Raw genomic sequence first — 18056 nt, 5'->3', positions numbered from 1 at the left:
CACTTAATTAGGAAAAATTTATTGTTTTGCTTCTAGGTTTTCAATTTTTGTTTGAAGCTCATTGATCGTTTTTTCTTGATCATCAATTATCCGTTTGCTATTTATATATAAAAAAACCGCAATGAGTGCGGATAGCACAAAAAGATATAAGTAGATATTTTTAGCCATTATACTTCAATTTTTAAGTTATCGTATGCCAGAAAAACACCTTCTGGTAATTCATTTTGAACATCATCATGAAATCCCATGTGGTGACTTATATGGGTGAAGTAAGCTCTTTCAGGTTTCAAATAATCAACCACATCCAAAGCTTGATTCAAATTTAAGTGGGATCTGTGTTCCTCTTTTCTTAAAGCATTCAACACTAAAGTTTTTACACCTTTAAGTTTTTCTAATTCTATATCTGGAATGATCTTGGCGTCTGTCACATAAGCGAAATCACCAACTCTAAACCCATAGACTTGAAGTTCTGGGTGGTAAACATTCATAGGAATAACTTCTTTATTCCCTATTAAAAAGGGCAAATCATCAATAATCGTGGTGTCTAAAGTTGGTGCACCTGGGTATTTGTTTTCGGTTTCGAATACATATTGAAACCTTTGTTTTAAACTCTCTAGAACTCTTTTATGAGAATAAATTGAAATATTTCCTTGCCTAAAATAAAAGGGTCTTATGTCATCAAGACCTATAACGTGGTCGTTATGTTCGTGAGTAAATAAAATACCGTCTATTTTTTGCACATTATTGACCAGCATTTGTTGCCTAAAGTCTGGCCCACAATCTATTACATAAGAAAAATCTTCCCATTCTAGAAGCACTGAAACCCTTAAGCGCTTGTCTTTTGGGTTTTTACTTAAACACACTGGATGATCACTACCTATTATAGGAACTCCCTGAGAAGTTCCCGTCCCTAAAAATGTTACCTTCAAAACGTTATTTTTCATACAAAACTATAGTTTTTTTTTCTTAAGATAAGAGTATTACCTACTTTTGTTCTGAGTTTAAAAACTGTTTAAGACTTCATAAAACTTCAGCTTATGTCTATTACAATAATGGGTGACAAAGACTTTGAAAGTGCACTTTCCATCAAAGACAAATCATTAAGAATAAATCTCAACGAAAATATTTACGGAACTTTTGCTGAAATTGGTGCTGGCCAAGAAACCGTAAGGAATTTTTTTCGTGCTGGAGGCTCGTCAGGAACCATAGCAAAGACCATGAGCGCCTACGATAAGGATTTTAGCGATGCTATCTATGGTATTGAAGTAGATAGACGCTACGTGACAGAAAGCAGACTTCAAAAGATGCTAGATCATGAGACTAATCTGATTGAAGAACGAATTCACAGAAGTAAACACCCTAATAAATTATTTTTCACCTACGCGAATACAGTTGCTACAATAGATTTTGCAAAGCGCTATAAAGGCCATGGGTGGGTTGGAATTAAATACCAATTGAAGCCTAAATCTGAATATAACAAAATAGCCTTGCACATTCGTTTTAAAGAAAACGACGCTAGATTACAGCAAAACACACTGGGAACTTTAGGAACGAATCTCATATATGCAGCTTACTATGCCCATAATAATCCCAAACAAATCCTTAATGAACTTTATGACCACTTACATAAAGATCAGATAGAAATTGATACTATAAATTTTTCAGGACCTGTTTTCAAAGAAGTGGATAATAGGTTAATGAGTTTACAATTGGTAAAAAATGGTATGACAGAAGCGGTTATGTTTGCGCCAGATGGTAATAATATATTACCCGCTAAAGCATTATATAAAAAAAATATCTTAGCCCTAAGAGGCAGCTTTAGGCCTGTAACTAAAGTGAATATGGATATTTATGATACCGCTCTGGAACTGTTTGAAAAGGAAAAGAAAGTTAAAAAAGAAAATATCCAAGCCGTATTTGAAATTACCTTATCCAACTTGAGATCTGAAGGAGAGATAAACGAAGAGGACTTTATGGATAGAGCGAAACTCCTTTGCTCACTAGGCCATACAGTTATGATTTCAAACTTTCAAGAGTATTATAAACTTGTAGAATACTTTTCTAACTATACCAAAGAAAGAATGGGGCTTGCTATGGGTGTAAATAACCTTATCGATGTTTTTGATGAAAAGTATTACAGGCACTTAAGCGGAGGAATCCTTGAAGCTTTTGGCAAGTTATTTTTTAAAGATTTGAGGGTTTATTTATATCCTTATAAAGATCCAAATACAGAAAAAGTGACTAATAGTGACAACTTAAAAGTTCATCCTCGTATGAAAGAGCTATATAAATTCTTTAAGCATAACGGAAGAGTTGTTGATATTGAAAATTATGACAAGGATATTTTAAGTATATTTTCTAGGGATATTCTCCAGAAAATCTCAAACGGTGAAAATGGTTGGCAGGAAGCTTTACCTGAAAAAACCGCTAAAATGATCGAAGAACAACAGCTATTTCAAAGAGAATATAAGAAGACTTCTGAAAAAGTAGGCTTTTAAAATCTTTTTTGAATTCTATATTACAAGCTGCTTAGGGAAACCTAAGCAGCTTTTTTCTTAAGTGTTTTTCCAAAAGTATGGGGTGAACAATATCAAAACTGTAAATAATTCTAATCTTCCAATTAACATCAAAAAGGAGCTCCAATATTTACCAAATACAGAAAGGGAAGCGTAATTATCTACTGGACTAAGTTCTCCAAAGGCTGGCCCAACGTTTCCTAAAGAGGATGCAGAAGCTCCTAAAGCAGTTTCAAAATCTAGTCCAGTTCCTGCAAAAACTGCAGCACCTATGATGAAAGAAAGAGAATATAAAATAAAGAATCCCAAAATATTATAAACGATTTTTTGATCTACAGAGGAACCTTTATACCTTACAGGAAGAATAGCGTTAGGGTGAAGCATCCTTCTAAATTCTTGAAATCCATTTTTGATCATAATGAGGTGTCTTATCACCTTTATACCACCTGAAGTTGACCCTGCAGACCCTCCGAGAAAAAACAAACCAAAGAATAAAACCGTGAGTAAAGGTGTCCATAAGGTGTAATCTGCCGAGACAAATCCTGTTGTTGTTATTATAGCGAGTACCTGAAATAGGCCATGACGTAGAGCACTTTCAATTTCTCCAAATACCATCGGGTATTCTATACTCGCAATACTTGGATCTGAGAAATAATAGATCGATAGTGAAGTAATTGCAGTAGCCCCTATAATAAATAACAAATACCATTTGAACTCTTCATTATGAAGAACATTAGATATTTTGCCTTTAAACGCATAATAGCTTACCACAAAATTGGTCCCTGCCAAAAACATAAAAAATATAACAATGTATTGTATAGATGGATTATCGTTCCAATAGGCTAGACTAGCGTTTTTTGTTGAAAATCCTCCTGTAGAAAGAGTACTTAGGGCATGATTGGAAGCATCGAACCATGTCATACCGGCAACTTTTAGCAGAATTGTTTCTGAGAGGGTATATCCAAAATAAATAAGCCATAAACGTTTAGCTGTATCTGCTATTTTAGGTTTGACTTTGTCAGCACTAGGGCCTGGAGATTCTGCAGAAAACAATTGCATCCCTCCTATTCCAAACAAAGGTAATATGGCTACAGCAAGAACGATAATACCCATACCCCCAATCCAATGCGTAAGGCTTCTCCAAAGTAAAATACCTTCTGGCAATGCCTCAATATCGTTTACAATCGAAGCTCCTGTAGTCGTATACCCCGACATCGTTTCAAAAAAGATATTTTCAATCCCTTGTATTTCTCCAGACAAAGCATAAGGCAGCATTCCACTTAACACCATAAAAAGCCAACCCAAACTCACAATTAAATACCCCTCTCTTTGGGAGATATCTTTCTCGTGATTTTTAGTAAAAAACATCGCCAATAGGCCAATAAATATTGAAATAATAGCTGAGACCGCTATAGAAAAGGCTGCAGACTCCTGAGAAAACCAGCTATAAATAGCAGGTATAAGCATAAAGCCCCCGTTGAAAACAAGGAGCACGCCCATGATGTGAGCAACTATTTTAAGATTCAAATTCGACACATTAACAAAATAAATTCTCTACACTTTTTATGGACTTAGGAAGTGTACACACAACGATCCTATCTCCTTCTCTAATTTTAAAATCTCCAAGAGCAATTATTCCTTTGCCGTCTCTTATCACTCCACCAACGACAGCTGTTCGAGGGAAGTCGATATCAACGATTTTACTGTTAGTCACTTTTGAATTTGCTTTTACAACAAACTCAAGTAATTCAGCATTCATATTGTTGAGTTTTGTCATAGCAATAACATCTCCTTTTCGCAAATATCTAAATATACTATTGGCGGCCAATAGTTTTTTGTTAACTAAGGAGTGAATCCCTATTGAATGGCTCAATTGGAAATAATCCATATTTTCAACAAGCGCTATGGTTTTTCTTACGCCTTTAGAGTTGGCTACCAAGCAAGTGATAATGTTTGTTTCGGAATCCTCAGTCACAGCAATGAAAGCATCCATTTTACTGATGTTTTCCTCTTTTAAGATTTCAACATTTCTACCATCGGCATTAATTACCAATGCATCTGGTAAAATATTAGCAAGGTGAGTCGCTTTCTTATGATCTTTCTCAATCATTTTAACTGAAAAGTTCTTTTTGCAAAGTTTTTTGGCGAGTGTTCTACCGATATTACTACCGCCCAAAATCATCACTTTTTTTATAGATCGCTTTTCTGCTCCAGTAAGTTTGTATAATTCTTCAACTCCTTCAGAATCTGTAATAAAATAAACCCTATCCCCTCTTTTAAAAATAGTATCTCCCCGAGGTATAATGGTGAGCTGAGTCCCATAACGTTGTAGGGCTATGGGCACAAAGTGTAAACCTGGGAAAATATCAGCTGCCTCTTCTACCGTATTCCCTATAAATGGTGCCTTAGACCTCAAAGTAAGCCCCATCATAGTAAGGGCACCATCATCAAATTTGAAAGTATCTGTAAAAGCAGATTGATTTAGGAGCATTTCCACTTCTTTTGCTGCAAGGGCTTCAGGGGAAATCATTTCATCAATCCCTAAAGCCTTCATGTCTATAACTTTATCACTTTCCAATTGATGAAAGTCCAATAGTTCTTGGTTAGAAACTCTAGCGACAGTTCTTCCAGCTCCCATCTGTTTAGCAAAAACACAAACCGAAATATTTATAGACTGGTTGGAGGTGACAGCAATGACCATATCTGAATGAACAACATCTGCTTCTTTTAATGAACTTGGAAGAGTCGCATCACCAATAAGGGTTTTAATATCTAAATGTTTATTGGCATACTCTAATCTATCTTCATCAATATCTAAAAGAGTAATAGCGTGGGATTCGTACGAGAAAAGTTTGGCAAGATGAAAACCAACTTCTCCAGCACCAGCAATAATTATTTTCATAAGTACAAAATTAAGGTAAAATTTTAAAAAAGTACTATTAACAGCTTATATATTGGACAAAGGTATTCTTTAGAAGATTGTATCTTCGCCAAAAATTATAAGCCATGAGTAAGGACGTAAAGCCCTACAAAGATTCTGAGGTAGAAAAGAAAAAACAAGTCGAACAGATGTTTGATAATATTTCAGGAAATTACGACAGTTTAAACCGTGTCATCTCTTTCGGTATAGACCTCAAGTGGAGAAGAAAGGTCATAGAGATGGTAAAAAAAACCAATCCTAAATACATCTTGGATGTCGCCACTGGTACTGGAGATTTAGCTATTGCCATGGCAGATTCTGATGCTGAAAAAATTATTGGATTGGATATTTCTGCTGGTATGCTTCAAGTTGGGAAAGATAAAATTCAGAAAAAAGAGTTGAACAAACGCATTGAAATGGTTCAAGCAGATTCGGAAAATTTACCCTATCCAGATCACACTTTCGACGCTATTACAGTTGCATTTGGTGTTCGTAATTTTGAAAATTTAGAAAAAGGCTTATCAGAAATTTATCGGGTACTTTCGCCTGGAGGCATCTTTGTCGTCCTAGAAACCTCAATTCCCACCAAATTTCCTTTTAAACAAGGATATCGAGTCTACTCTAATTACATACTGCCTATCATTGGAAAACTTTTTTCTAAAGACAAAAGTGCTTATCAATATTTAAGTGAAAGCGCCTCTGTTTTTCCTTATGGAGAAAAGTTCAACAATATTTTAAGGAAAACTGGGTTTACAGAGGTAGAAAACCTTCCACAAACATTTGGTGTTTCTACGATTTATTCTGCAACAAAAAAGTGATTATGAGGCTTATTTTTCTACTGGTATTTTTATTGGGATTTAACTTTGCAAATGCTCAACTTTTCGGTGAAGAAAAAATTCTTAATAAGGAGAATATTGATAAAGAAAGATGGTCTTGGGGCTATTTCCTTGGATTTAATATGTACGATTTCCAAATTAAATATAAAGATCAAGGAGAAGATATCGCAGTTGAAAAAAGTCCTAGTTTTAGTGTGGGGTTAATTGGAAACTTAAGGATTAATGACTACCTAGATTTAAGACTAGAACCAGGTGTTGTATTTGCCAATAGAAATTTGAATTTTCCCGATTTCGTAAACCAAGGTGATAGCTTTAGGGAGGTACAATCTTCTTACATTCACATCCCTTTACTTTTGAAATTTTCGGCAAAGCGTATCAATAACTTTAAACCTTTTGTTATTGGAGGGGCTTCGATATCTCATAATTTATCCAGTAATGAAGACAATCCACAGGATAATTCTGCTGGTCAATTTCGTCTAAAAACTCAAAATTATTATTATGAAGTAGGTTTTGGAATAGATTTTTATTTTGACTATTTCAAATTCACCCCCTCCATTAGAGGTGTTTTCGGAATGGGCGATGAGCTAGTTAGAGACGAAGATATAAATAGTCCTTGGACAGCTAATATTGAATCTTTAAAAACCAGAGGGATTTTTATCAACTTTACGTTTCAATAACTTATCGACGTTTGAATTCACTAAGCAAAATGGCTCCCGCCATAGCTACATTAAGACTTTCTGCACCTTTTACGACACCATAACTAGGAATGGAGATCTTAGCATCCAGTTCTGACTTAATTTCTGAACTAATCCCGTTAGCTTCATTTCCTAAAACTATAATCGCGTTTTTAGTTTTTAATGAAGCTTCGTGAATATTTTCACCATCCATAAAGGCTCCGTATTTAAAACTTGAAGTGCTGGATAAATAAGACTTTAAGTCTGTATAAACCACATTAACCCTTGTTAAAGACCCCATAGTGGCTTGAACTACTTTAGGGTTAAAGCAATCTACGGTATCCAAAGAGCAAAGCAACTGCTCTACTCCAAACCAATCGCACATTCTAATTATAGTTCCCAAATTTCCAGGATCCCTAATGCTATCTAAGGCAAGACTCAGCTCTACTTTTTCATCGGGAACAGAGGATTTAGGCATCTCAAAAACAGCCAATGCAGTTTGAGCTGTTTTAAGATTTGAAATTCGCTGTAGGTCTTTTTCTGAAATGATATGACTTTCACCTTCTTCAATATGAAAAATATCGGCTATTGAATATAATGCATTAAGTCTGAAGGGACTTTTTAGAAATTCTTTGATTACTTTTACACCTTCAGCCACAAAAAGACCGTTTTCTACTCGGTGTTTTTTTTATTTAAACTTTTTATGAGTTTAATTTGATTTTTACTAAGCATTTAGAATTACATTTTTGAAAACAAGAAACACTTGAACTACAGACTCGCAAAACTACCATTAATTCTTTTAATAGTGGTCCTATTTTTTTCTTGTGATGTAACTAGAAAGCTTAAGAGTGATGAGTTTTTAATCACACAGCAATCTATCTACAGCAAAGATTCCACAGTCATAAAAAGAGAGCTTTACAATCAATTATCTCAACAAGTCAATACCAAACTTCTAGGCTTTCCTCTTAAACTTCATATTTATAATTTAGGTCAACGCAATCCAGAGAAGCGATTTATAAATTGGGTAAATAAGAAAGACAAAAGATCGGATAGGTTAGTTTCATTTTTATCAAAACGCCAAGTAATTCAATTGAAAAAATATTGGATCAATATCAATAATTCTATTAAAAAAACAGGAGAAGCCCCTACTCTTTTCGATAAGACTAAAACTGAAAACTCACTTAAAAAATTACAATCTTGGTATTGGAACAACGGTTGGTTTAATGCAAAGGCAGAATATTCGATTAAGACAGACTCTATTCAACAAACCGTTGAAATCGATTACACCGTGGATCCTGGCAACTTATACCTTATCGACTCGATTTCGGAAAACATTGCATCTCCTGCAGCAGACTCTTTATATCAAATTATCAAAAAAAACTCGAAAGTTAAAGTAGGACAACCTTATAACACCAATCAGTTTAATATCGACAGAGATCGAATCAATACCTATTTCAGAAATCATGGACTATATCATTTTGAGAAGGAGTTTATTAGCTACTATGCCGATACTATTAATAATAACAAAAAGATAAATCTCGAATTAAACATATCCAATCGCAGTATTGACGTGAGAGATACCGTTGCATCCATTCCTTTTAAGGTACATAAGATTAGTGAAGTCAACGTCTTTTCAGATTATGACGGAACATCCAAAAAGATAGAAGATTCATTGCAATTAAAAGGTTTAAATATTTTCAGTTTCGGGAACCTAAAGCTCAAGCCTCTAGTCTTGTCTGACTTCATTTTTATAAAAAAAGATAGTGTTTATAGAGATGTTGACAGAACAAGAACAAACAATAGAATTTCTGAAACTCGAATTTTCAAATACCCAAACATACTTTACCAAGAGGACCCAAGAGATTCTACCGGCACAGATCTAATAGCCAATATTCTTTTAACTCCAAAGGATAGGTTTTCAACCAATTTTAGTGTGGACGTAAGCCAAAGTAATATTCAAGAATTTGGTGTTGGTTTTAACACCTCCATTTTATCAAGAAATATTTTTAGGGGCGCAGAAACTTTAGAGCTTTCGGGAAGAGGAAATTTTGGGGCGTCCCGAGACTTAGCAAATTCTGAGGATCAATTTCTGGACATTCTAGAGTATGGAGCAGATTTAAGGCTGAATTTTCCTAGAATTATCTTCCCTTTCTCGACTCAAAGCATCATCAACAACAGGATGTCTCCATTTACGTCGGCAAGTGTTGGGTTTAGCACGCAAGAAAACATCGGTTTAGATCGAAGAAATCTGAATGCCACTTTTGGCTATCGCTGGAAACCTAAAGACAGAAGGTCTTATCAATTCGATTTAATGAATATTCAATTTGTTAATAATTTAAATGTTGATAACTTTTTCAACGTCTTCAGAAATTCCTATACAGAGTTAAATGAAATAGCAATAAACAATATTGAGCAGGTGAATCCAGAATTTCTTGTTGGAAATAATGAGGGCGATTTTAACCTGATTATTCCTCAGGGTGCTGAAGGCTTTATCAATTCTATTAATAACGGAACAACCAGCCTAAATGCAGAAGAGCAACAAATAGCGAATTCATTGATAGAGAGAAAAGAACGACTTACAGAAAATAACCTTATTATCGCTTCCAATTTTGTGTACGACTACAGTTCAAGACAGAACATTTATGATGAAAACTTTTCACAATTTAGAGGTAAGGTAGAATGGGCTGGGAGCCTCTTGTCTGCTTTAGCCAATCCCTTAGGTTTAGAACAAACTGAGGCTGGAAATTACCGATTATTTGGCGTTCAATTTTCTCAGTATGTCAAAACTGAGCTTAACTACATAAAGCATTGGGATTTGGGCAACCAACGCGTTATTGCAACAAGAGCTTATGGAGGTATTGCCATTCCTTTTGGAAACGCAAACTCTATTCCTTTTCCTAGAAGTTTTTTTGGAGGTGGCCCCAATGACAACAGAGGATGGAGACCTTACGATCTTGGACCAGGAAGCACCAATGCTGTGAATGATTTTAATGAGGCTAATTTTAAATTATCCTTTAATGCAGAATATAGGTTTAATCTTTTTGGCTCACTAAACAGTGCTTTGTTTATAGATGCAGGTAATATTTGGAATGTATTAGATAATGTAGAAGATCCAGCAGCAAGGTTTGATGGGTTGAAAGATCTTAGTGAGTTGTCCATCGCTTCTGGTTTTGGATTAAGATATGATATTGATTTTTTCGTGATCCGGATGGATCTTGGTTTTAAAACCTATAATCCTGGTAGTGAAGGGTCTAAATGGTTTAAAGATTATAATTTTAGCAACGTGATTTTTAACTTTGGGATCAATTATCCATTCTAGAAGATTATTATTTCTTAATTTTACGCTTTAACTTTTAAAACATAGACTATGAGTCAAAACATAAAACCAGGCGTTGCCACTGGAAAAGAAGTTCAAGAGATTTTCCAACACGCAAAAGAAAACAACTATGCCTTACCCGCAGTAAATGTTGTAGGATCCAATACAATTAATGCAGTTTTGGAAACTGCTGCAAAACTAAACTCGCCAGTTATTCTTCAATTTTCAAATGGAGGGGCACAGTTTAACGCTGGCAAAGGTTTGAGCAATGACAACGAACTTGCAGCCATCAAAGGAGCTGCTACTGGCGCAAAACATGTGCATGACTTAGCAGAAGCTTATGGCGCAACCGTCATCTTACATACAGACCACTGTGCTAAAAAATTGTTGCCATGGATCGACGGTTTGTTGGATGAAGGTGAAAAGTTTTTTAAAGTTCACGGTAAACCACTTTATAGTTCTCATATGATTGACCTGTCCGAAGAGCCTCTAGAAGAGAACATAGAGATCTGTAAGACATACTTAGAGAGAATGAAAAAAATGGGAATGACTTTAGAGATCGAACTTGGAGTAACAGGTGGTGAAGAAGATGGCGTAGACAATACAGATATAGATTCTTCTAAGCTTTACACCCAGCCTGAAGAAGTGGCGTATGCTTACGAAGAGTTAAGTAAAGTATCCGATCAATTTACAATCGCTGCAGCTTTCGGAAATGTACATGGTGTCTATAAGCCAGGTAATGTCAAATTAACCCCAAAGATTCTTAAAAATTCTCAAGAATACGTTTCTAAAAAATACAATGTCGAAGAAAATCATATCGATTTCGTCTTCCATGGAGGAAGCGGTTCTACAGTAGAAGAGATAAAGGAGGCCATTGGATACGGGGTCATCAAAATGAACATAGATACAGATCTTCAATACGCGTTTGCAGAAGGCATAAGAGATTACATGAGAGATAATGCTGACTATGTTTCTACTCAAATCGGAAATCCTGAAGGAGGCGATGTTCCAAACAAAAAATATTACGATCCAAGAAAGTGGCTTAGAGAAGGTGAGAACACATTTATAGCCAGATTAAAGAAAGCTTTCGAGGATTTAAACAACGTCAACACGTTATAACAGTTATATAAAAAAAGATATGGCAGCTTGGTTTAAAAGAAAGAAAAAAGGAATACAAACCGCTACCGAAGACAAGAAAGATGTTCCCAAAGGTCTTTGGTATAAATCTCCTACAGGTAAAATTATCGATGCAGAACAACTAGCAAAAAACTTTTATGTGAGTCCAGAAGATGGTTATCACGTTAGAATTGGTTCTGCTGAATATTTTGACATTTTGTTCGATAATGGAAAATTTGAAGAACTAGATGAAAAACTCAAGTCGAAAGATCCCTTAAAGTTTGAGGATACCAAAAAATATAAAGACAGACTCAAAGAAGTTCAAGATAAAACCCAATTGAATGATGCCATTAGAACAGGTATTGGGAAATCTAAAGGGAAAGAGGTCGTCATTGCAGCAATGGATTTTAAGTTTATCGGTGGCTCTATGGGTTCCGTAGTTGGTGAGAAAATCGCTAGAGCTGTAGATCATGCTATTGCTCATAAGTGTCCCTTGATTATCATCTCAAAATCTGGAGGAGCAAGAATGATGGAAGCGGCCTTATCCTTAATGCAGTTGGCCAAAACATCTATAAAGCTGACACAACTTGCTAACGCAAAATTACCGTATATATCTCTTTGCACAGATCCTACTACAGGCGGAACCACAGCTTCTTTTGCTATGCTAGGAGACATTAATATATCAGAACCGGGGGCCTTAATAGGTTTTGCAGGACCTAGAGTTGTAAAAGATACTACGGGTAAAGACCTGCCAAAAGGTTTTCAATCTTCAGAATTTTTAAAAGAACATGGGTTTTTAGATTTCATTTCACACAGAAAAGAATTGAAAAATAAAATTAACTTATACTTGGATCTGATCTTGAATCAACCCGTAAGAGCTTAATTTTTATAAATTTAATATTCAATTTCAATTTAAAAGCATACTTTTGCACAATTGAATAGAAAACCTATTCTAGCATAAAAATTATTGAAACAATATTGGCATGTACTTAACATTAGAAGAAAAAGGCAAATTATTTGCTAAACACGGTAAAGACGAGAAAGATTCTGGTTCTGCCGAAGGTCAAATCGCATTGATGACCAGGAGAATTGAATACATCTCTCAACACCTCAAAACAAACAGAAAAGACTATAATTCTGAACGTTCTCTAGTAAAGCTTGTAGGTAAAAGAAGAAACCTATTGGATTATCTGATGAAGAAAGATATCCTGAGATATAGAGCTATTGTAAAAGATTTAGGATTAAGAAAATAAATTTAAAGGGGCAACATTGCCCCTTTTTTAGTTTAAAAGCGTTCTTTAGAACGACTTCCATTGGTTTATACGATTCTTCTAAACAACAACACAACAACTATTTTTAAGAAAATGTATAACCTTTAAAATCATTAGTTTATGATTCCAAAAACATTTAGTGAAATTATCGATCTCGGCGATGGTAGAGAAATCAAACTTGAGACTGGTAAATTAGCAAAACAAGCACACGGTTCTGTAGTCGTACAAATGGGTGACACTATGTTACTTTGTACAGTAGTGTCGTCTTACAAAGAAAGTAAAATGGATTTCTTTCCATTAACTGTAGACTACAGAGAAAAATTTGCAGCAGCAGGTCGTTATCCTGGAGGTTTCTTCAAAAGAGAAGCAAGACCAAGTGATGGTGAAGTATTAACAATGAGAATTGTAGATAGAGTTTTACGTCCACTTTTCCCTTCAGATTACAGAACTGAAACACAAGTTATGATTCAGCTTATGTCTCATGATGAAGATGTAATGCCAGACGCTTTAGCAGGCCTTGCAGCTTCTGCAGCCATACAACTTTCAGATATTCCTTTTGAAACAGCTATTTCTGAAGCTAGAGTTGCAAGAATAAATGGAGAATTCGTTATTAATCCAAGCCGAAGCCAGCTAAAAGAATCGGATATCGATATGATTATTGGTGCCTCTATGGATTCTGTGATGATGGTAGAAGGCGAAATGAAAGAGATTTCTGAAGAAGAAATGGCAGAAGCCATTCAGTTCGCTCACGAGCATATCAAAAAACAAGTGGAAGCGCAATTGCGCCTAGCAGAAGCTTTTGGTAAAAAACCCGTTAGAGAATATGCTGTAACTGAAGATAATGAAGATTTTGAAAAGAAAATTCATGATTTAGCCTACAATAAAATATATGAAATTGCTAAAGGTGGTCACAGCAAAAAAGATCGTGGAGAAGCTTTTTCTGCGGTAAAAGATGAAGCTATGGCTTTGTTTTCTGAACAGGAATTAGAAGAAAACGAAAAGCTGATTAAGAAATACTATAGTAAAACTGAAAAAGCAGCAGTAAGAGAACTTACTCTAGCTGAGGGCTTACGTCTAGATGGAAGAAAAACAGACGAAATTAGACCTATCTGGTGTGAAGTTGACTATTTACCTTCCGTTCATGGTTCTGCTATATTTACTCGTGGAGAAACTCAAGCTTTAGCTACAGTAACTCTTGGGACTTCTAGAGAAGCCAGCACAATAGATATGCCAACTCACCAAGGTGAAGAGGCGTTCTATTTACATTATAACTTCCCTCCTTTTTGTACCGGTGAAGCTTACCCAATACGTGGGACTTCTAGACGAGAAATAGGTCATGGAAATCTTGCTCAAAGAGCCCTAAAAGGAATGATTCCTGAAAATAATCCTTACACAGTAAGAATTGTATCTGAAGTTTTAGAATCTAATGGATCCTCTTCTATGGCAACCGTTTGTGCGGGAACTATGGCCATGATGGATGCAGGAATAAAAATGAAAAAACCAGTTTCTGGAATAGCCATGGGATTAATTTCTGATGGAGATCGCCATGCTGTTCTTTCTGACATTTTAGGAGACGAAGATCACTTGGGTGATATGGATTTTAAAGTGACAGGGACTGCAGACGGCATCACTGCTTGCCAGATGGATATTAAAGTAAAAGGATTGCCTTACGAAATTTTGGTAAAAGCGTTACAACAAGCAAGAGCAGGTAGATTACATATTCTTGAGAAATTAACTGATACTATTTCAGAACCAAATGAGAATGTAAAAGCTCATGCTCCAAAAATTATTACTAGACGAATTCCAAATGAATTTATTGGTGCATTAATTGGACCTGGAGGTAAAGTTATTCAAGAATTACAAAAATCAACAGGAACAGAAATAGTTATAAATGAAGATCCTATTACTGAAGAGGGAATTGTTGAAATTCTTGGTACAAAACAAGAAGGTATAGACAAAGTCTTAGCTAAAATCGATTCTGTAACTTTCAAACCAGAGAAAGGGAGTGTTTATGAAGTCACTGTTGTTAAAGTTTTAGACTTTGGGGCAGTTGTAGAGTATAATGATGCCCCTGGAAATGAAGTTTTGTTACACATTTCAGAATTAGCTTGGGAGCGCACAGAAAATGTTGCAGATATTATGAAACTAGGTGACGTTTTAGATGTGAAATACTTTGGTGTAGATCCTAGAACTAAGAAACCTAAGGTTTCTAGAAAGGCACTTTTAGAAAAGCCTGAAAGACCTCAGAAAAATGAGGAAGACTCAAATAAATCTGAATAATTAAAATAAATTTCAAAAAACGGTTTAGATTACTCTAAACCGTTTTTTTTGTTTACTGACAACATAGCATCACTGACATATTTTCAGAACTTATTAAGTTGTTTTGTTCAGTATATTGATGAAAAATAGCTTTTTTTCATAAAACATGTTTAATAATTCAAAATAAAATAATAAAATAGGTATTTTAGTAAATGTGCATGATCATTGCACTTTACGAGTAAATCATTTTTATTAATCATTAAAAAAATAAAATGAAAGTATTAGTAATTGGAGCGGGTAACATGGGATTAACTTACTCTGAAGGAATGGCAAAATCCCCTTTATTAAATAGAAAAAATCTGATGATTCATGACGTCTCAAGGGACTTATTGAACAAACTTAGCGAGGTGTCTTACTATGACACTTTCGATAATCTAGAAGATTGTTTACCCGACGCAGACGTCGTCTTTCTAGCAGTTAAGCCCTACCACAGTGAGGAATTGTTTGAAAGAATGAGAACAATGCTCAATGATCAACAAATCATTGTATCCTTAATGGCTGGCGTTACCATTGAAAACATTCAAAATGGACTCAATGTTAAAAAAGTAGTAAGGACTATGCCCAACTTACCTGCAAAGGTTGGTAAAGGGGTGACTTCTTATACTGAATCTAAGGAAGTCTCTAGAGTAGAGCTACTTATGATTAGAAACCTACTGGATACCACGGGTCAATCAATTCGTGTAAAAGATGAAGATTTCATCAATAAATCCACTGGTATTTCTGGTAGTGGACCGGCCTATATATTTTACTTTATGGCCTCAATGTTGGATGCCGCTAAGAAAATGGGATTTTCAGATCACGATTCTAAAATCTTGGTGAGCAATACCTTTGAAGGTGCAGTTCATTTATTTAATGAATCTGATTTATCTCCAGAAAAGTGGATGGATCGCGTTGCTTCTAAAGGGGGTACAACCAGAGCAGCACTAGACTCTATGGACGATAATAATGTAAAACAGCTTATTCAGGATGCAGCCTATGCAGCCTTTAACAGAGCAGTAGAACTTGGGGATGAGTAATTTAAACCTTAAAAATATGCATTCAAAACGTATAGTTGTAAAAGTTGGGACCAATGTCATGACCAACAGAAGTAATAGAATTGTAGGTCCAATTCTAAAAAACTTGGTGAGACAAATTGCTTATTTATATGAGCGCGATATCATTACAATTCTTGTATCTTCTGGATCTGCCATAGCAGGAAAAGAAGTCTTAGGCTCATGTTCTTCAACCGATAAGTCTATTAGGCGTCAAGTGTATTCTTCTGTAGGGCAACCTAGAATGATGAGACATTATTACACGATGTTCCATGATTTCGGGATGCGTTGTGGGCAAGTATTAGCCACTAAAAGAGATTTCGCCCCCGGGAAATATCGAGAAAATATGATCAATTGTTACGAAGGCCTTTTAAAAGAAGGTATCATTCCAATTGCCAATGAAGATGATGCGACATCCCTTTCTATGTCGATGTTTTCAGACAATGATGAGTTGGCCAGTTTGGTTTCAGAATTGGTTAAGGCAGACATGTTAATTATGCTTACAGATATCGAGGGCCTTTATACAGGGCATCCAGATCATGAGGATTCTAAATTATTAAGACATGTGAGAGTCCACGATAATGTTGAAAAGTATGTTCAAGAAAATGAAAAAGGCGAAGGCGAAGGCCGAGGCGGAATGGAATCCAAGCTAAATATAGCTAAGATGACCGCTAGTAAGAATATTCCTACTTTCATAGCCAACGGGAAGGAGGAAAATATCATCATAGACATTTTAGAAGGTAAAGAAGTTGGTACGAAATTCACTGTTTAATCTTAAAAACTAATTTATGAAGTTATTAGATACAAAAGTTAAAAACGACGTTCTTCAATCGATGATGACTATTATCGATAAAAGAAGAAACGAGATTATTGAAGAAAATCAAAAAGACTTAGAATCTTTCAATAGAGATGACCAAGCCCTTTACGATAGATTGATTGTGAATCAAAGTAAAGTTGACGGTATGATTCAAGCTATTAGGGAAGTTAAGGAACAAGATGATCCTGTTGGAAAAACTATTTCTGAAAGAACTTTAGATAATGGTTTAAAAATCGTCAACAAAACCGACCCCTTTGGGACTATTATGATCATTTATGAATCTAGGCCAGATGTAACTATTGAAGCAGCAGTTTTAGCCTTTAAAGCGAATAATAAAATATTCTTGAAAGGTGGAAAAGAAGCAAATCATAGTAATATCATTTTAGAAAAATGCTGGCATGAAGCTTTAGAAGAAAATGGACTGTCTAAAGATTGGATTTCTCTACTTCACCTCAACCGTGAAGAAACAAGAGAATTCTTAAGCAACCCACCAGAAAAAATGGATTTAGTAGTTCCTAGAGGTGGAGATAAGTTGATAGATTTTGTGAAGAGAACAGCTAAAGGAGCTGTCCTCGTTAGTGGTAGAGGGAATAATTTCTTATACGTATCTCCAGATGCAGATTGGGAAATGACTAAGAAAGTTATCATCAATGCAAAAACAGATAAAATCTCAGGATGTAATGCTCTTGACAAGGTATTAATTGACTCTCATCTTCCAGATTTCGATGCTAAAGTTAAAGACTTAGCAGAGACTCTAGAAAATGATTACAACGTAGATATCCTTGTTGATGGTAAAGTAGAAGATGTTTTAGATAAACCTACACTACCAACAAAAGATACCTGGACAGAGGAATTTTTAGCTCTAAAAATAGTTTTATCTTCCGTAGAATCTTTTGATGAAGCTGTTGAGAAAATAAATGCATACTCAGGTGGACATTCTTCCATCATTATGACTAAAGATGGTGATAAAGCTCTCGACTTCATGCAACAAATTGATAGTGCCGCAGTGTACCAAAATGCGTCTTCTCGTTTTACAGATGGAGGACAAATGGGTGTAGGAGCAGAACTTGCTATTTCGACTGATAAACTCCATCACAGAGGTCCATTAGGACTAAAACAACTGGTGACCAACAAATATTATATTTGGGGTAACGGACAAATCCGAGAATAAATATTAAAATTCAAGATGCCTTAACAGCCTGCTTTTCAATCTAAAGCAGGCTTTTTTGTGAAAGATGAC

15 protein-coding genes and 1 pseudogene are annotated in these 18056 nt (G+C 35.3%); 11 read left to right on the top strand and 5 right to left on the bottom strand.

Annotation, left to right across the window (positions count from 1 at the left end; genetic code table 11):
- Positions 1–18: 18 nt before the first annotated feature.
- Positions 19–168 (bottom strand): hypothetical protein, encoded by a 150-nt coding sequence (locus PGOND44_RS15500; protein WP_155943781.1) that lies wholly within the window; start codon positions 166–168, stop codon positions 19–21.
- On the bottom strand, positions 168–944 hold the full coding sequence (locus tag PGOND44_RS01790; RefSeq protein WP_081606503.1) for an MBL fold metallo-hydrolase: 777 nt from the start codon (positions 942–944) through the stop codon (positions 168–170). The genes PGOND44_RS15500 and PGOND44_RS01790 overlap by 1 nt, the downstream gene beginning before the upstream one ends.
- A 93-nt stretch (positions 945–1037) precedes the next feature.
- Here PGOND44_RS01790 and PGOND44_RS01785 point away from each other — a divergent pair, with 93 nt between their 5' ends.
- On the top strand, positions 1038–2498 hold the full coding sequence (locus PGOND44_RS01785; protein ID WP_003435539.1) for a hypothetical protein: 1461 nt from the start codon (positions 1038–1040) through the stop codon (positions 2496–2498).
- 57 nt (positions 2499–2555) lie between these two features.
- On the opposite strand, the gene PGOND44_RS01780 is transcribed toward PGOND44_RS01785, so the two are convergent.
- Both PGOND44_RS01780 and trkA read right to left on the bottom strand, forming a co-directional pair.
- Positions 2556–4016, bottom strand: a complete 1461-nt coding sequence (locus PGOND44_RS01780) for a TrkH family potassium uptake protein (protein WP_003435537.1) — start codon at positions 4014–4016, stop codon at positions 2556–2558.
- A gap of 37 nt (positions 4017–4053) precedes the next feature.
- Positions 4054–5421: pseudogene (gene trkA, locus PGOND44_RS01775) on the bottom strand (Trk system potassium transporter TrkA); the annotation flags it as partial.
- 101 nt (positions 5422–5522) lie between these two features.
- On the opposite strand from trkA, the gene ubiE reads away from it, so the two are divergent.
- Together ubiE and porT are read left to right on the top strand one after the other, a co-directional pair.
- Positions 5523–6254 (top strand): bifunctional demethylmenaquinone methyltransferase/2-methoxy-6-polyprenyl-1,4-benzoquinol methylase UbiE, encoded by a 732-nt coding sequence (ubiE, locus tag PGOND44_RS01770; RefSeq protein WP_003435533.1) that lies wholly within the window; start codon positions 5523–5525, stop codon positions 6252–6254.
- Positions 6255–6256: 2 nt separating this feature from the next.
- Positions 6257–6949, top strand: a complete 693-nt coding sequence (gene porT / locus PGOND44_RS01765) for a type IX secretion/gliding motility protein PorT/SprT (RefSeq protein WP_003435531.1) — start codon at positions 6257–6259, stop codon at positions 6947–6949.
- A gap of 1 nt (position 6950) precedes the next feature.
- On the opposite strand, the gene PGOND44_RS01760 is transcribed toward porT, so the two are convergent.
- Positions 6951–7604 carry an RNA methyltransferase gene (locus PGOND44_RS01760; RefSeq protein ID WP_003435529.1) on the bottom strand — a complete coding sequence of 218 codons (654 nt, stop codon included), beginning with the start codon at positions 7602–7604 and terminating at the stop codon, positions 6951–6953.
- A gap of 105 nt (positions 7605–7709) precedes the next feature.
- Here PGOND44_RS01760 and tamL point away from each other — a divergent pair, with 105 nt between their 5' ends.
- The 8 genes from tamL (at position 7710) to PGOND44_RS01720 (ending at position 17987) form a co-directional block, all read left to right on the top strand.
- The gene (gene tamL / locus PGOND44_RS01755; RefSeq protein WP_003435526.1) at positions 7710–10265 is read left to right on the top strand and encodes a translocation and assembly module lipoprotein TamL; all 2556 of its coding nucleotides are present in this window, start codon (positions 7710–7712) and stop codon (positions 10263–10265) included.
- A gap of 48 nt (positions 10266–10313) precedes the next feature.
- Positions 10314–11381, top strand: a complete 1068-nt coding sequence (fbaA, locus tag PGOND44_RS01750; RefSeq protein WP_003435523.1) for a class II fructose-bisphosphate aldolase — start codon at positions 10314–10316, stop codon at positions 11379–11381.
- A 19-nt stretch (positions 11382–11400) separates the two neighbouring features.
- On the top strand, positions 11401–12261 hold the full coding sequence (accD, locus tag PGOND44_RS01745; RefSeq protein ID WP_003435520.1) for an acetyl-CoA carboxylase, carboxyltransferase subunit beta: 861 nt from the start codon (positions 11401–11403) through the stop codon (positions 12259–12261).
- 100 nt (positions 12262–12361) lie between these two features.
- A complete protein-coding gene (gene rpsO, locus PGOND44_RS01740; RefSeq protein ID WP_003435516.1) occupies positions 12362–12631 on the top strand; it encodes a 30S ribosomal protein S15 in 270 nt (89 codons plus the stop codon).
- A 138-nt stretch (positions 12632–12769) separates the two neighbouring features.
- Positions 12770–14929, top strand: a complete 2160-nt coding sequence (locus PGOND44_RS01735; RefSeq protein ID WP_003435487.1) for a polyribonucleotide nucleotidyltransferase — start codon at positions 12770–12772, stop codon at positions 14927–14929.
- Positions 14930–15180: 251 nt separating this feature from the next.
- Positions 15181–15984, top strand: coding sequence for a pyrroline-5-carboxylate reductase (gene proC / locus PGOND44_RS01730; protein WP_003435485.1), 804 nt, complete (start codon positions 15181–15183; stop codon positions 15982–15984).
- A gap of 16 nt (positions 15985–16000) precedes the next feature.
- On the top strand, positions 16001–16771 hold the full coding sequence (gene proB / locus PGOND44_RS01725; protein ID WP_040555680.1) for a glutamate 5-kinase: 771 nt from the start codon (positions 16001–16003) through the stop codon (positions 16769–16771).
- A gap of 16 nt (positions 16772–16787) precedes the next feature.
- Positions 16788–17987: a glutamate-5-semialdehyde dehydrogenase gene (locus tag PGOND44_RS01720; protein ID WP_003435480.1), complete on the top strand. Its 1200-nt coding sequence runs from the start codon at positions 16788–16790 to the stop codon at positions 17985–17987.
- The last annotated feature ends 69 nt before the right edge of the window (positions 17988–18056 follow it).

Origin of the sequence: Psychroflexus gondwanensis ACAM 44 (assembly GCF_000355905.1) — a bacterium.
GTDB lineage: Bacteria > Bacteroidota > Bacteroidia > Flavobacteriales > Flavobacteriaceae > Psychroflexus > Psychroflexus gondwanensis.
This window is presented reverse-complemented; position numbering and strand designations above follow the sequence as displayed.

Coding starts and splice junctions, on each gene's coding strand:
- fbaA (WP_003435523.1), top strand. CDS start 10,314: ATGAGTCAAAACATAAAACCAGGCGTTGCCACTGGAAAAGAAGTTCAA.
- PGOND44_RS01785 (WP_003435539.1), top strand. CDS start 1,038: ATGTCTATTACAATAATGGGTGACAAAGACTTTGAAAGTGCACTTTCC.
- PGOND44_RS15500 (WP_155943781.1), bottom strand. CDS start 168: ATGGCTAAAAATATCTACTTATATCTTTTTGTGCTATCCGCACTCATT.
- proB (WP_040555680.1), top strand. CDS start 16,001: ATGCATTCAAAACGTATAGTTGTAAAAGTTGGGACCAATGTCATGACC.
- PGOND44_RS01780 (WP_003435537.1), bottom strand. CDS start 4,016: ATGGGCGTGCTCCTTGTTTTCAACGGGGGCTTTATGCTTATACCTGCT.
- ubiE (WP_003435533.1), top strand. CDS start 5,523: ATGAGTAAGGACGTAAAGCCCTACAAAGATTCTGAGGTAGAAAAGAAA.
- PGOND44_RS01735 (WP_003435487.1), top strand. CDS start 12,770: ATGATTCCAAAAACATTTAGTGAAATTATCGATCTCGGCGATGGTAGA.
- PGOND44_RS01790 (WP_081606503.1), bottom strand. CDS start 944: ATGAAAAATAACGTTTTGAAGGTAACATTTTTAGGGACGGGAACTTCT.
- accD (WP_003435520.1), top strand. CDS start 11,401: ATGGCAGCTTGGTTTAAAAGAAAGAAAAAAGGAATACAAACCGCTACC.
- porT (WP_003435531.1), top strand. CDS start 6,257: ATGAGGCTTATTTTTCTACTGGTATTTTTATTGGGATTTAACTTTGCA.
- PGOND44_RS01720 (WP_003435480.1), top strand. CDS start 16,788: ATGAAGTTATTAGATACAAAAGTTAAAAACGACGTTCTTCAATCGATG.
- proC (WP_003435485.1), top strand. CDS start 15,181: ATGAAAGTATTAGTAATTGGAGCGGGTAACATGGGATTAACTTACTCT.
- rpsO (WP_003435516.1), top strand. CDS start 12,362: ATGTACTTAACATTAGAAGAAAAAGGCAAATTATTTGCTAAACACGGT.